The sequence below is a fragment of the Coleofasciculus sp. FACHB-542 genome, assembly GCF_014695825.1.
Lineage (GTDB): Bacteria > Cyanobacteriota > Cyanobacteriia > Cyanobacteriales > FACHB-T130 > FACHB-T130.
In genome coordinates this window covers 220148-234886 of the sequence record NZ_JACJPB010000023.1, presented here as the reverse complement: position 1 = coordinate 234886, position 14739 = coordinate 220148, and the positions used below count along the sequence as shown (strand labels likewise).

Annotated in this window: 9 protein-coding genes; 5 read left to right on the top strand and 4 right to left on the bottom strand. The window is 46.8% G+C overall.

What is annotated here, in order from left to right:
- Positions 1–57: 57 nt before the first annotated feature.
- On the bottom strand, positions 58–1002 hold the full coding sequence (locus H6F52_RS07235) for a hypothetical protein (protein WP_190533191.1): 945 nt from the start codon (positions 1000–1002) through the stop codon (positions 58–60).
- A 409-nt stretch (positions 1003–1411) separates the two neighbouring features.
- Positions 1412–3106: a transglutaminase domain-containing protein gene (locus tag H6F52_RS07230; protein ID WP_190533188.1), complete on the bottom strand. Its 1695-nt coding sequence runs from the start codon at positions 3104–3106 to the stop codon at positions 1412–1414.
- A gap of 560 nt (positions 3107–3666) precedes the next feature.
- Here H6F52_RS07230 and H6F52_RS07225 point away from each other — a divergent pair.
- From H6F52_RS07225 to H6F52_RS07215, 3 genes are all read left to right on the top strand, one after another.
- Positions 3667–4632 (top strand): DUF928 domain-containing protein, encoded by a 966-nt coding sequence (locus tag H6F52_RS07225; protein WP_190533185.1) that lies wholly within the window; start codon positions 3667–3669, stop codon positions 4630–4632.
- 233 nt (positions 4633–4865) lie between these two features.
- Positions 4866–5696 (top strand): DUF928 domain-containing protein, encoded by an 831-nt coding sequence (locus tag H6F52_RS07220; protein ID WP_190533181.1) that lies wholly within the window; start codon positions 4866–4868, stop codon positions 5694–5696.
- Between the two features lie 1052 nt (positions 5697–6748).
- On the top strand, positions 6749–8713 hold the full coding sequence (locus H6F52_RS07215; protein WP_242033867.1) for a ShlB/FhaC/HecB family hemolysin secretion/activation protein: 1965 nt from the start codon (positions 6749–6751) through the stop codon (positions 8711–8713).
- A gap of 67 nt (positions 8714–8780) precedes the next feature.
- Here the strand turns inward: H6F52_RS07215 and H6F52_RS07210 are convergent, their stop codons facing one another.
- A complete protein-coding gene (locus H6F52_RS07210) occupies positions 8781–12017 on the bottom strand; it encodes a CHAT domain-containing protein (RefSeq protein ID WP_190533178.1) in 3237 nt (1078 codons plus the stop codon).
- Positions 12018–12573: 556 nt separating this feature from the next.
- Between H6F52_RS07210 and H6F52_RS07205 the strand changes: the two genes are divergently transcribed.
- Positions 12574–13026 carry a PPC domain-containing protein gene (locus H6F52_RS07205; protein WP_190533175.1) on the top strand — a complete coding sequence of 151 codons (453 nt, stop codon included), beginning with the start codon at positions 12574–12576 and terminating at the stop codon, positions 13024–13026.
- Between the two features lie 454 nt (positions 13027–13480).
- Positions 13481–13831 (top strand): hypothetical protein, encoded by a 351-nt coding sequence (locus H6F52_RS07200; RefSeq protein WP_199300454.1) that lies wholly within the window; start codon positions 13481–13483, stop codon positions 13829–13831.
- A gap of 72 nt (positions 13832–13903) precedes the next feature.
- On the opposite strand, the gene H6F52_RS07195 is transcribed toward H6F52_RS07200, so the two are convergent.
- Entirely contained in the window at positions 13904–14581 is a 678-nt protein-coding gene (locus H6F52_RS07195) for a uracil-DNA glycosylase family protein (protein ID WP_190533172.1), read from the bottom strand.
- Positions 14582–14739 lie beyond the last annotated feature (158 nt).

The window sequence follows — 14739 nt, the reverse complement described above, 5'->3', positions numbered from 1 at the left end:
AAATGAGTAGAGTGGGCAGCGCCCCCCTACTCAGTCCAGACTATCAGCTAACAGCTATCAGCTAGCAGCTAATTGTTGTGGCGGCAACCCAAATAACTCTTCGAGATAATCAGGCGTAAGCGTTTGGTTCCAGTGACGCAGCTGCACCATGAGTCGGGCAAATGTGAAAACTAATTCCACCGCGTACAAGGCATAGCCAATTTGCAAGACATCGTTCCCTTTCGGGCGTTCGCCCTGGTGATGTTTGAGAATACCCATTAAATTTTTAGTGGTGCCCTGCAAGCGGGTGAGATAGGAATCTCCAAACGCCCAACGGCTAATCCCCCAGAACTTTGCTAGGTGATTGATTTCGTCTTGCATGGGTTGCGCGATCGCTTGTTGCAATGCCCCTGTCGAATGAGCCATTAACCAGAGATATACAGACGTTGCTCCCCACTCGGTTGCGATCCGGGCGATCGCGTGTTTATAAACATCTTCTCGTAGATTTCCACTCGATTCATAGCCTTTTACTGAGTTCGGATGGGATTGTAGTTTATCACCCGTTAATTGTTGATAGATTTTGCTAAAAGTGGGGCGGTGTTGCCGTTCTTCTTTCTCCCATATTCCGACTTCTAGCATCGTGCCATCCGCTGCAAAGGTACCGCCCACAAATCGTGCCATTGGAAAGTGGGCTGCTTGCAAATAATTCCAGCTTTCCATCGCATAAGCGCGAATCGGCGTTTCAATCTCCACTGCATTTGCAACTGTTGCAATAAATAATTCGGGAGCGACACCGATAATTTGATTAGAAGTAATTGCTTGCCAATCAATCGTTTCCCAGCGGCGCTGATGAGGATTTTTAAACTGTCTCGGTAAGTCTGACAGGTTCTGCTGGAGAATCTCCAACGATAGATAGCGCTCAATCAGATAATTAATGCGCGATCGCGTTTGTAAATAATGCGGCTGGGGATATTGATATCCAGCTAGATCGACCGAGCGCTCTTTAATGCTAGAATTATTCATAGATTCAGTGCTTCCTTCTTGCTTTAGCCTTGATTAATAAGTACCTATTCAACCCTCTAGCAAGTATCTTTGTAACAGCATTCTGATATTCAAAAGCTTAGATTCTTGATAAAGATTGATGCTTCTAGGACAAATTTAGTATCGAAGAGCAATCCGGATTTTTTCTAAATTTTGTGACAGTTAAAATATTGACCTACTGTGAAAGTCTTAAATTAGCGATCGTTAACCGATTTCCAATTACTTTAATAGGCGATAGATACCATTTTCCCTAAACTGCTGCTTTCTGGTAAAAACGGAGAACAGCTTGTGACAGTTTAAGCAGCGACCTACTAGGGAATAGCGGACAATTAGCAATGAGTACCCAGTGAAAAAGGGTGGACAGTGCCCACCCTTCTGACTTTATTCACCCTTATGAGGACGGTGCTAGTTCCTCCAAAATCGTAAATCTCACATGATTTAGAGATAATTCTCCAATAGAAACGGACTGCTTATTGACTCTTTCCCCATGACTCATCAAGCTTTCAAAGGTGATACCTTTGCCCATTTCAGCGTGATACCAAGCTAAACCCATGAAAAACCGCGATGGATAGGGGCCTTTTTCGACCACATCATCCGGATTAGATTCCATCGGCAACCAACCAAATCCAGGCAGGTAGAACTCCATCCAGACATGATTAAAATCAGGTTGCAGGGGCAAATTCATCAATTCAGGATGGGGAGGGCACTTGTAGCGACCTACCGTGCGGCAGGCAATGCCATTCAGCCGCGCCAAGGCAAGTAAAACCCCCAGGTACTCACCGCAGGAACCAACACCCCTTTCTAAGGCGACATCTGGCGGGTCAATGTAGGGCTTAATCCCGTAGGAAAGACGGTCATAGACATAGTTGCGAATTTTGAAAATTTTCCGCAGCATATTCGTTTCGCTGCCAATCGCTTCCTTGGCGGCCTTGAGGATGATATCGGTGTCCATTGCCAAATCATCATCATCCGTCAGATATTTGCTGCGTAACTCAGGCGGGAGGTCGGGAAGTTTTTCGGCATCTCTGGGCGTCAGGCGATATTTGATGCTCCAGACTTCTATCAGGGCTTTCCAGCCAAATATATAGCGATCGCCAGTTTTGAGGCTGTTAAATTTAAATACAGCCACCCGCTGTCCGTCTTGAATTTCTTCCGTGAAAGGCAATCCGACCGCTTCAATTTTTCTGATCTTCTGTCGATGAGTCTCCGAGGGTAGAGCAATTCGCCACTCCACATTTTCTAAATCCACCTCGTCGAGGGGGGAAAGTTCCTCGACGTAGGAAATTTCCATCAGATAACCATTTGAGAGAGCGTAGCGTTCAGCCTCGTTGTAGTAAAAATACAACGGGTGAATAAACGTGCGATCGCGGTACTGTAATTCGTAATTCGGGTCAGCGTTCGGGTTATCGCGCAGGTAAGGCTCCTCACCTGCATAAGCTACGTAGAGAATATCTTTCCCCGTTTGAGGATCTGTGTAAAAAGCTAACCCTGTCGGGCACTCAAAAGGCGTCAGTACGCTGAATTTGATCTCACCCGTAGCTCGGTCAAGGCAGTAAACTGTTTGCTCAATGCTATCGGAAACCCAGAGTTCCTCACCCTTGACTGTGATATTTTCTACCCCTACTCCAGGGGCATAAAAACGGGTAATCTCTTGACCTGTCTCACGACTAAAAACAAGAATATATCCCGCCTTCTGGGAAGTCACGTAAACAGTTGATTCCCAAACAGCAACCCCATTTGCTAGGTAGGGCAAGGTGACAAAAGACTGAGGCGTCAAATCAGTGGTAGAGATGCCATTAATGGCGTTTGGACAAAAGAAAATACCATTTTCCTGGGTACACCAGAGAGTATCTTCCCAAAGAGCTAACCCAGTCACGCCCAGAAAATCTGGCAGATGATTGGCATTGAGTATAGTAGTGTTGTCACTCTTCGGATCGATTTGCAGCAGATACCCGTTAGTGGCGTCAATGGCGATAAGTGTATCTTTCTGAGAAGCAATGCCATGTATGGCAGCAGCTGCAATCGGTCTAATTGTCCGATGCCAAGGATTTTCTTTGAGTGGTAGAGCCGCTGAATCAGGAATCATCTCAAATCTCAGTGAAGTTTATGTAGAAGTGGATACCCAGGGAGGCAGAGGGGTTTGAAAGTTGGGATTTGGGATTATGAGGATTTAGTCAATCTAGAATAGCGATCGCCACTCTCAAATTGGTTTGACCCTAGTCTTAGCCCAAGTTACCAAAAATGCAACCAAGACAACTGCTTTATACGAACTTGAGTACGATCTTATTTGTCTGTGTCAGCCGGGAACTCTAACAACGGTTAGGACTTCTTTAATTAATGACCCAACTAAGGATTGAGCCGACCCATTGCCTTTAGATGCCCCCTCTGGGGATTCTTGCAGAAGGGCAGACTTCATGACTCGATGTCCGAATAGAAAAACAAATTTTCCGTACATGAGTTTGATATATAATTATGGACACGCGATCGGACGAGCTTGCTGCTCCAAAGCGATATCAATCTAGCGATTGGTTGTTAAACAGAACCTTCAAAAGTGTCAGAGTGCAGAGCCATCCACAACTGTCTGGATGGGCAAAATCTTCAAGCACTCCGCTTGAAAAGGTCTGGAAATTGAAAGAGACCGGATCGATGAGGTCTACACAAGAAACTACAGTGCCGCAAAAATTAGGGGTCGCTCGCGATACGCTCCCTAAAGGAGAAACCCTCGGCAAAATTCAACCCAATTTCAATTTTTTAAGTAGACTCGTTGAAGTAAAAATCCCACAGCTTAAGTTCTGGGGAGTGTCAACAGAAAACAGTTCTAGCATGATTTGGATGAAACGCTACTCACAGATTACAACACTGGCTGTTTCCTTAACGCTCGGACTGGTTCTGAACGTGCCTTCCCAGGCACAGGCACAGCCTGCCTCACTCAGCCGCAGCCTACTACCAGATAATTTAAACTTCAAGCCGCCAGAGCGAGGCACCCCTGATGGCAGAGAACGAGGTGCAACCCGCGGCGGTTGCCAGAATCCCGCCTTGGCACCTAAGAGTGCTAGTCTCGCTGCCTTAACACCCTTGGATGTTGGGTTAACGGTTGCAGAGTATCCAACTTTCTCATGGTACATGGCTGAAACGTCAGCTCGGGAAGCAGAATTTTTGCTGAGGGATGCAAACGATCGAGAAGTGTACAAAGCGAAGTTTGCGATCGCCGGAAAACCTGGCATTTACAGCCTCAACCTTCCTCCATCCGCCAATTTACCACCCTTGGCGCAGGACAAGGAATATCATTGGGACGTCTCGGTGATTTGTGATGCTAACAACCGGGAGAAAGATATGGTCGTAGGGGGTGCGATCAAGCGCATTGCACCAGATTCAGCCTTGGTCAGACAAATCCAGCGAGCCACTTTACAAGAGCGCGTTGGTCTTTATGCACAAGCTCGCCTTTGGCATGAGACACTCGCTACCCTGCTGGAGCTACGCCGTTTGAATCCTAATGATTCTACCCTGGCATCTGACTGGAAAAAGCTGTTACTGTCAGTTGAACTGAACAAGGTTGCGAGCGAGCCTCTAGTTCAGAGCGCAGCTAGTCGAAGAACGACTGGCTCAAACTAAAACAACCAGTCTTTGGGTTGTTATATCTGCTAAAAATAGGAATATTTGACCCACTCGTTCAGAGTTTTCAACTCCAAAATGCGACTCGATGAAGGCAGAAAGCCGAGTTCGGATCGTGAAGAAAACGATGTAGGGGTTGGGTAGTCAGTCAATCTAGGGCGGGACAATCGAATCTTGTTGGTTGAACCGCACCTATCTATTCAAAACTCAAAACTCTCTGGAGCAGTTCTGCTATGGACTGGATGAAGTCCCCTAGGTTAAAACGAGCCTTAGCTATCTCTATGGAAGTGGCACTGCTCACGGGTTTCTCAAATCTGATAGGGACACCACCAACACTACTCGCCCAAGAAATGCCCGATCGGTGGATAGTTGCTGGATATAATCCACCTAAAACCGTTGGGGCACCAGGGCGCAGAGAAGGGGGCGGAACTCGCAGTCCTGGAAGTTGTCCAGTAGCAGGCAAGCCCCTTACCGCGCTGATTCCTGCCAATAACATTGGGTTTACCGTCGCCGCATATCCGAGCTTTTCATTCTACGTCCCTCCAGTGCCTGCCCAAGCGTCGCCACTGGCACTAGAGTTCGTACTGAAGGATGAAAAAAACGATCGAGAGATTTATACAACAACCTTCATGACTACGGGAAAGGGGGGTATTGTCAGCATAAGTCTTCCGACTTATGCTGGATTACCACCCTTGGAAGTCGGTAAGAATTATCAGTGGTTCTTGTCGATGGTTTGCGATTCCGAACAGCGATCGCTCGATGTTTTTGTACAAGGTTCGATTCAGCGGGTTCCACAAACCGCGCAGCTTGATAATCAGTTGAGGGTGGCTACACCGAATAAGCGCCCAGATGTTTATGCAGAGGCGGGGATGTGGTTTGATGCCTTAACTACTCTGGCAGAGCTGCGCCGCTCCAATCCGAACAATTCCGCTTATTCTGCTGAGTGGGAACAACTCTTGAAGGCAGTTGGACTGGACAACATTGCTAAAGAGCCTTTGCTTCCCAGTATGACGACATCTGCTAGCCAAACGACACCCTTTCAGCGCTTGAGAGAAAATCAATAGTTTTGAATGAACTGCTCCCTCACTTTAAGGATGAAAATATACTTAATTTCTCATCCTTGAAGACTCAGCAGGCAATGGGGCAGGGAAAAAGCCTATGCCCCTACCACTTAGCACTGCAATTTTCTGTAAATATGAAATGAACGGCTAGAGGACAGGATAAAGCTGAAGGCTGGATATCTAAACTCCACAAGTGTCCCGGCTTATATCAATTCACTTTATTGGGGCTGTACTTTAATTCTCGCAGCCCTTTTTTCTAGCGATCGCGTTGTGGCGCAGATGCACTCTCTTTGCAGGGATTGGGGTCTCTGATGTACCATCTTTTGTGAAATGGTACTATAACCTTTTACCTTAATATCGCCTAAAATAGATTGCTGAAAGTGGCTACTGGCAAGACTTGTACCATCCAAAATCGGCAATTCAAAATTTCAAATCCTATAGAGGGACGCATCACACTTTTACCCTCTCGCCATTATTACCTCGTACTCTCAGCAGGATATTCTGGATAGCAGGCTAGGGGAGAAAATTAGCAATTCCCTCCTGGTTTAGCCCAAACTGGGTAAAGCTGTCAGAAAAATACGTTCCCTGGCTGAATAATAGTGCCGCAGGTGATATCGATCCGTTTGTCTTGGGGATGGGGATCGCGAATCCAGTCTGAAATGAGAGTGCGCGTGCAATCAGGTGCAAAAGTCAGGTGCAAAAGTCATTGATTGGGCGTTTGAGTGTGGTAGCAAACCGATCTTGTTCGCGAGCAAATTAGCTCGCCTTCCGAAGGCACAATGTAACTAGCAAAGAGGCGACGCCATTGACAGATGATGGCATAATGAAAACATAAAATTGAGTCTTCAGATAGATGCAATTTTGGTGAAAACCGCAAAATCATGCCGCTCGTTTGCTTGCAAAAGTAACATTCTCGCTCCTAAAAGCGAGAATGTTACTTTTGGAGAGAGAAAAGGAAAAAAGTTGAATTAAGTAAAGAAAATACGGATTGGATACAAAAAAATTGTATTAATTGAAGTTTTTAGACAATTCAACCCGTGGAGAACACAGCTACCATGCGTTCAAAATTTCAATGGTTTTGGTGTGGAGTGTTAATTGAGGGTGCGATCGCTTGTGTCTCTGCCAGCGGTGCTAATGCCAAAACACTACCGGCAACGCCCGATCTGAATGGATTGAATTTTCATCGCGAAATGGAAACGATGAAAGCGTTTTCCAGCGACGAGAGAGCAAAAAAAGAACCCGCTAGGCGTTCAATTGCCTCGGCAAGGGGCATACAGCAAAAGCGCGTGGGAGTTGTTCAGCCTGAGCCAGAGAGGTCTGAAAATAGGCGGCTGCAAGCGCAGACTCTACCTGCTTCACCGCAGAACCAACCACAGCTAAATCAACCTCTGCAACCCCAATCCGATCCTAACCGCGATCGCTTTCCGCAGCCTGCACCCCTCCCAGAACCTCTGCCGGAAGAGTCACCGTCGCCCGTACTGACGCCCCCAACACCAGCGCCTGATGCTGCACCGTCCTCAGACACTCTTGAGGTGAAAAAGATTCAAGTCACTGGCAGCACCATCTTTGGGGCAGAACAGTTGAACTCGATTACTCAAACTGTAGAGGGGCGGACTGTCACCCTAGAAGAACTCAGAAACGTTGCCGATGCGATCACGCAGCTATACCTCAACCAAGGCTACATCACCTCAAGAGCCATCCTGGTAGACCAAGCCATTACCGATGGTGTCGTCCAGATTCGCGTCATTGAAGGCAGCCTAGAAGAGATTAGGGTAGAAGGAACGCGCCGGTTGAATTCAAATTACGTGCGATCGCGCGTGCGTTTGGGGGCTGGCAAACCGCTCAATACGGGCAAGCTAGAAGATCAATTAAGGCTATTGCGCGTTGATCCCCTATTTAAAAATGTAGAAGCCAGCCTCCGCTCTGGGAGCGGGGTGGGTCAAAGTATTCTCGTCGTTCGCGTTACCGAAGCCAACCCCTTTTATGGCAGCTTCGGCGTCGATAACTACTCACCTCCCAGCGTTGGTTCAGAACGATTGGGGATCAATCTGGGTTATCGCAACCTCACCGGCATTGGAGATGAATTTGCTGGCTCCTATTACCATACAACTACAGGCGGCGCTGATGTTCTTGACTTAAACTATCGGGTGCCGCTCAACCCCATGAACGGCACCTTGCAACTGAGATATGCTCCCAACCGAAATAGAGTCACCCAAGCCCCTTTTGAAGTTTTCGACATTCGGGGAGAATCGCAGCTTTATGAAATTAGTTATCGACAGCCGTTAATCCGCTCACCGCGTGAAGAATTTGCCCTTTCTTTAGGCTTTACTCACCAGAATGGTCAGACTTTTACTTTTGCAGGGCCAACCCCGTTTGGTTTTGGCCCCGACGAAGAAGGTCGCAGCCGCACCAGCGTGATTAAATTTGGGCAAGACTATCTGCGTCGGGATGTTAAGGGTGCTTGGGCATTGCGATCGCTTTTTAGTCTTGGCACTGGCTTATTGGATGCCACCATCAATCCCGACCCCATACCCGATGGTCGGTTCTTAAGCTGGTTGGGCCAAGTGCAGCGAGTCCAAGTCCTGAATAACAATAATTTCTTAATTGTGCAGGGAGATATTCAGCTATCAACCAGTGGCTTATTACCCTCCCAACAGTTTGTGATTGGCGGCGGTCAATCGTTGCGCGGCTACCGACAAAATGTGCGTGCTGGTGACAATGGAGTGCGACTTTCAATTGAAGATCGCATTACCGTTCAGCGAGATGAAGCCGGTGCCGCCACATTGCAGTTTGCTCCTTTTGTGGATGTGGGTTGGGTGTGGAATGTGTCTGATAATCCCAACGATGCCACGTTACAGGATGAGAGATTTTTAGCAGGTGCTGGCTTAGGGCTAATCTGGCAACCTCTGCCCAAGCTAAATATACGACTAGACTATGGCATTCCACTGGTTGATATTGAAGACCGTGGCGAAAATGCCCAGGATCGAGGATTCTATTTCAGCGTTAACTATCAATTTTAGAAAGAATTAAAAATTAAAAATTGAAGAACTCCTCATTTTTAATTTTTAATTCTGTATTTTGCATGGATTACCACGGGTTGCCAATCATCGTAAAAGCTGCCCAATAATAAGGATGAGATAAATTTTGATTCTCCAGCTTCGCGAGTTCGGGCGTTAGAACTACATCCCCTCTGGAAGTTTGCAGTTTACCTCCCTGTATTCGCACTTGCCCCTTCAGCATCGCTACCTGTGCTTGCCGCAGTGCCTCCACTCTCACGGAGGCTTTTTTCAATTCTTGGTAAAATTCCGTCATCAATCCCAAGGTGCCTTGGTCGCTGACGTACCAAAGACTTGCCAGCGCTGACTTGACTCCTGCCTGCACCGCTAACCCAGCAAAACCCAGCTCCGCCTGCTCATCACCCAGTGCAGTGCGACAGGCACTCAAGACTAACAAATCTACCGGCGGGTCATTCCACTCAAGCTGTGGCAGTTGGTTTAAGGACAGCTTCGTGTCCCATAGCTGAATGTAGGAGTTACTCGGATCTCCTGGTTCAAATTCTGCATGGGTTGCCAGGTGAACAATTCTAAACGGTTGTAGACGGCGCTGAGTCTTGAGATTCTTGAGAGTGAAAGCATTGTTGAGGAAGGATTTACCAGGCCACAACTCAGGTGTAATGATTGATAACTCGGTTGGCACAGCGGGAAGCGGGTCTTGGTCGGGAAATTCCGATGCTCCCATTGCCAAAACTTGAGAGTTTTTTAGGTTGCGTTGGAGAGTGTCCGTTAGGCTAAGACTGGGGATCAAGCTGACGCTGTATTTCTCCACCAGAAATTGTTGACCATCATATAAAGCTGCAAATGGTACAGAACGCAACCCGCTATCGGGTACGAATACGAGATTTTGGATGCCTCTAGCTTGTAACTCGTCTTCTAGCGGAGCGATTAGCCACTGATACAGTTGCTTGGCTGAGGTCAGGTAGGTGGGAGTGCGTCTGATCCGAATGACTTCCTTGCGAAATTGCTCGGCGACTTTGAGAACTTGCGTTCGCGAAGCGTATGCGCCTTGCGCTCCTAGCACGGCTCCCGATAACCGCTTGCGGATGGGTGGACCCTCTGCCGTTACCAGCAATACTTCCAGCTCGTCGCTCTGAGGGCTAACGGCTGTAGAGGCTGGGGTTTCCTGCCCCTGCTGAGTGTTGAGTGAGAGGGATTTTTCAGTCCCTTGTACTCTCCTACTTTCCTGCACCTCTGGGGCAATAGTTTTGGGAACAAAAGCAACATACATCAGCGCTGGTCTGACTCCCGTTTCTGTTTCTATTCTTGCGAGAGTCTGACGAGCATCGAGCAGAGAATTAACACGGGCGGGAAGATTATTGAGACCGAAATATTCGGCAAATTGACGGGTAAAAATTTCTTCGCGTTCAGTCACGACCGCGTCAATTTCAATTGCCGGGATATCCGGCGGGAGTTCTGTGGGTGGCTCCTCTTCTGGGTCGTCGATTAAGATTGTGGGATCGATTATTTGAGCGGGATCGGCAGTAATTAATTGAATATTTCCCTGAGTGTCTGGCCCAGGAAAAGATTGGAAGGTCGGAATCGTGAATTGCCCATTGTTCAACGCTCCGGCTGTCCCGTTTGTTGTTGGATTTCCAACTAAAAAAGGAACTAAATTATTGCCGCCACCGTGCTGGATAGCGATCGCGCCTCCTCCAATTCCTCCGGACGTAGAGATACTGGCAGAGATCCCATCTTGGTCTAGAAAAGTGCCTGTGGCTTTGAAAAATTGACCAGTTGCAATGTTAACGTTTCCCCCCACGCCATTCGTTCCTCCTTGGGCATTAATGGAGGTAACTTGAATATCTCCAAGCGGATCGAGGGTGACAGATCCCCCATTCCCGATTGCTGAACTAGAGTTGATGACTCCAGCGTTGATTTGGTTTAGAGCCAAAAGCGCGATCTCGCCGCCATTCCCAGCGTTGGATGAGGAATTGATAGAACCGGTAACATTAATTGTCCCCGTTGTACTATTTTTAGGTGCAACAATATTGTTAATTTTGTCAAGTGCCGAAAGAGTAATTGCACCTCCATTCCCAAGATTGGATGAAGAATTTAGAAAACTTTGAATGTTAATAGAACCTGCTTTACTCGTCAGAAAAATATTGCCCCCATTGCCTGAATTGGAATTTGTCAAAATCCCGTCCAAGGGGGAACTCAGGATATTAATATCCTTAAAAGCGGACAGGGTTACAGAACCCCCATGCGCCCCCAAAGAAGTGGCGGAAGTATCTATTTTTCCGAGTACTGTAATGTTGTTAGCAGAAGCCAAATCCACAGAACTCCCGGTTGAGGACAAAGAAGTTTGAGCGGTGGCTCCCTGCACCACGACATCACCAGCGTCTACCTGGATGTTAGATCCAGACAGTTTTACCTCCCCAGTGTCGCTCACCATTACTTTGGTGGCATTGTTAGCACCTCCACCTGTGAGTAACTGAGGCAAAGAGAGAGGAGAAGCGCTGGAGAGGGGAAGAGAAGGCGAGAGAGGTTGAATCTCTAAACTCAGCAGGTTTCCCGCCTGAGAAAGGCGAAGCATCTTTTCACCGGGTACAGATGCAACCACGATACTCCCCCCTGGTGCCGAGAGATTACCCAGGGAGACAACCGTACCACCGAGTAGATTGAGATCCTGCCCATCTTTAACGGCTAGCTGTGCCTCGTTGACAATCGCTCCGGGAGTTTGAGGGGTGGCAAAGGCAAAGGTATTGGGCGTCCCTACCAGCGCCGCATAGCTATTAGAACCGATGGCATTAAACCATCCTGAGTCAAATTTAATTCCAGTCGCTGTGGTGGCGGTGAAGCTCCCAGGTACGTTCAAACTGGCTCCTGCGCCAAAAACGATCCCTGCGGGGTTCATCAAGAAGAGGTTGGAATTAGCGCCAGAGACTTGAAGAAGCCCGTTAATGACAGAAGGATCTCCCCCCGTAACGCGCCCCAGGATATTTTGAATGGAGGGGTTAGAAATGAAGTTGGCAATCTCACCTTGGCTAAGACCAAACTGGGTGAAGCTGTGGAACAAATTGGTCTTATCAGCGGATGTCGTGCCGCCTTGGATGTCGTATTGGGTTCCATTGGGCTTCACAATGGTGCCGGTGCCGTCAGTCGCCGGGACGATCGATTGTGCCTGCACGCTCAGAAAGCAAACGGATATTCCCAACGCCAGATGTGGAAGGGCAAAAAGCAAAAAGGCGATAGATTTTGACCTTTTCCTTTTGACTTTTCCCTTTTGTCGTGCTAACAACAAATTAATTCTTTTGACAATTGATTTCATAAGGCCGCTCCTGAAAGGAAACACGTTCCTCAAGTCTTTAGATTTTTCAACGCTAGCTTTTGGGGCAACTTTTGCGCTAGAGGCAGTGTTGAAATGGCTACAGGCTTTTGTTTATAGTGTTTGGACAGTGTAAAGGGAGAAGTCCTCGCTCTGCGGTAAATTGCCGTATCGTCCTGTCCGTCAAAACTAATTAGGAAGGATATAAGAAGAATGGATTTCACCACCACTCAATTAATGAACAGGAGTTTGAGCGCCAACTCATCGCTTTTAGGAGATAAGCTAGTGAATTAGCCAACTCCAGCCTGCCCATCTGGAGAAAGCTCAAGTCGGGCGGTAACACGGACAGAGCAATTACGATTGGATTTTCCGGTTTCTTCCCAAGTGCCGGACTATCCACAAATTGCGTGAAGCAAAGCGATCGCTTCTATCGAATCGCTTCCGGGTGCCAAAGAAAGTAAAAAATAAATAGTAGAAACATTCTTTGTTTGGGAAGCGGTACACCCCGCCCCGCTTTCCCCCAACCCTCAAAAGGGAAGGGTGTCCAGCGGAAATTTTTATGACTGACGCTTTTGCCCTTAGATGGCACCGCACCCTGATTGTTCCTGCCACGCTGCTGGCTCTTTGTCTGACCACTATATCAGCCAGAGCGCAAAATAAGGTGTACAGCCCAATTCCTGTACCGGCAAACAACGAAGTTTCCGACACGCTGACTGAAAAAGATATTCCGACTGGTGAGGGAGGTTTTGCTCGTGATTACGTGGTGAGTCTGGATGCTGGAGATCAGGTAGCGGTTGACTTGATCTCTGATAGTTTTGACACGATTGTGACGCTGATGTCGTCGGATGGCGCTACTGTGGCGGAAAATGATGACGGTCCCGACGGCAGCACTAACTCGCTTTTATTTTCCCGCATTACCGCGCCGGGTGATTATATTATTCGGGTTCGGGCTTTTGGGGAAACAAGTGGCGGTTCTTTTAAGCTCAAGGTAACGCGCCTAAAACCAATGTGAGTAGAAAGCAGAAGTTTTGAATTAGTTGAATTATAAGTGTTGAGTTTTAAATTTAAAAAAACACTCAATACTTATAATTCATGAGTCTCAAATCCGCTCAACATTTAGGCTAATTTCTCAGGCAAATCTTAAAATGCTTATCCGCTCGAAGTTTAGCCAAACCATTAGAAATTGCTATCAGTTGGTAGCGGTAATGAGTCATCAGAGAGTAGAGGGAAGGACGATGGAGAGATGGGTACATCTGAATTTTCGATGCGTTTGCCCTGTTTTCCAGCCCAAGCGCGATCGCTAGTTATCTTGCCTCTAATCTTCTAAGTGCAAGGAACTAACAGAAATCCAAAATTTAGGGGGGACTAATTAACTTTGGTTCTGTGAAATTAGAGTTTACAGGGAAGTCAGGGGAATCATCAATTCCGATATCGTAAATATTTATATTTATGAATTGAGGAAATCCATGAAATCACTTCTTAGAATCGACTCTTTGTTTTTTGCAGGAATTGGAATTTTTACTTTAGCCTGGTTTGTTTGCCATACCGAGAATTATGTTCTGCCTTATCCTTTAATTGATCCAAAATTACCTCCAGGCTTTTCAGAAGAAAAATTCTCCAGTATCCAATTAGGAATGGGCAAAGATGAAATTTTAAAAATCTTACCTGCTCCCGAACATAGCCTCGATCGTGAGAATTGGAGTTATGGTGTAGATGGTGCAGCTCTTTGGGGTGATTTTGCTTGGATTTCGTTTGAAATGTCTTTTGATAAAGAAGGCAAAGTAATAGGGAAAAAACGCTACATTAATCATGATTAACTGAATATATACCCCCTTTAAATAAATACACAGAGCGCTTTTCTCAACCATTCGATAGCTGGGGTTAATGTGTTACGGCACTATTTCAGCGAGGCGTTGCTGAAGTAGTTGAGGAAATTGGGCGTAGTATTTTTGATTGAGTGGGGAAGGATGAGGGAGTGGCAGTAGCATCACTGAACGTTGATGTATATTGCCTTCTGTGTCCTTCGCCTGAAGCGTAACTTGAATGCTGGCAGAGTAGCGATCGCTTCTTGTAAAAAACTGCTTCAATTCACCCTTAGCCGCATAAGGGGCAAACCAATTAAACGCTTCATTTCCCAAAGTGATAATTTTATCCCCTTGCCAATGCAATACCAATAATCGCTCTAAAAAGGGGCGAAATCGTTTTTTCACAGCCTCAGCGTATGCTTTGTTACCCGGTGGTTTGTAAGGCACGGTATTTGTCAGTAAAACGCGATCGAGGACAACTTGTAAATCGGTATCCTTATTGGGTTCGGTGGCTGCGATCGCACGGTACAGACCCCGACGCACAAAGCCACCAGCAGCACCGCAAAGCGGTTGACGTGCCCGTACTTCATCTTTTCCCAAATCGCGAGCAAAAAAGCATAGCTTGCTCTCTAGATTACCTGCATAGAGAATTGGCTGCGTAGGCTTCAAACTCGCTGCCAGATACACAGGTTCATCAACGGGAAATGTTTCCCGTTGCGCTTCCTGCTGGATATCTGCAATTAACTGTTTAATGTCTGACATAACGTTTTATCTTACTTAAGATAGATGCAATAAATTATGTTTGTAAACACCAAATCTATTGAATGATACGATGTTGGCAATTTAAGAGACTATCCTATACAACGTCTAGATTAAAGGGCAAATTAAAAGCTACAGTGTTTTAACGACTAAGTTTTAAC

Bases quoted from the DNA above. Each gene is read 5' to 3' on its own strand.
- H6F52_RS07235 (WP_190533191.1), bottom strand. From the start codon at position 1,002: ATGAATAATTCTAGCATTAAAGAGCGCTCGGTCGATCTAGCTGGATAT.
- H6F52_RS07230 (WP_190533188.1), bottom strand. From the start codon at position 3,106: ATGATTCCTGATTCAGCGGCTCTACCACTCAAAGAAAATCCTTGGCAT.
- H6F52_RS07225 (WP_190533185.1), top strand. From the start codon at position 3,667: ATGAGGTCTACACAAGAAACTACAGTGCCGCAAAAATTAGGGGTCGCT.
- H6F52_RS07220 (WP_190533181.1), top strand. From the start codon at position 4,866: ATGGACTGGATGAAGTCCCCTAGGTTAAAACGAGCCTTAGCTATCTCT.
- H6F52_RS07215 (WP_242033867.1), top strand. From the start codon at position 6,749: ATGCGTTCAAAATTTCAATGGTTTTGGTGTGGAGTGTTAATTGAGGGT.
- H6F52_RS07210 (WP_190533178.1), bottom strand. From the start codon at position 12,017: ATGAAATCAATTGTCAAAAGAATTAATTTGTTGTTAGCACGACAAAAG.
- H6F52_RS07205 (WP_190533175.1), top strand. From the start codon at position 12,574: ATGACTGACGCTTTTGCCCTTAGATGGCACCGCACCCTGATTGTTCCT.
- H6F52_RS07200 (WP_199300454.1), top strand. From the start codon at position 13,481: ATGAAATCACTTCTTAGAATCGACTCTTTGTTTTTTGCAGGAATTGGA.
- H6F52_RS07195 (WP_190533172.1), bottom strand. From the start codon at position 14,581: ATGTCAGACATTAAACAGTTAATTGCAGATATCCAGCAGGAAGCGCAA.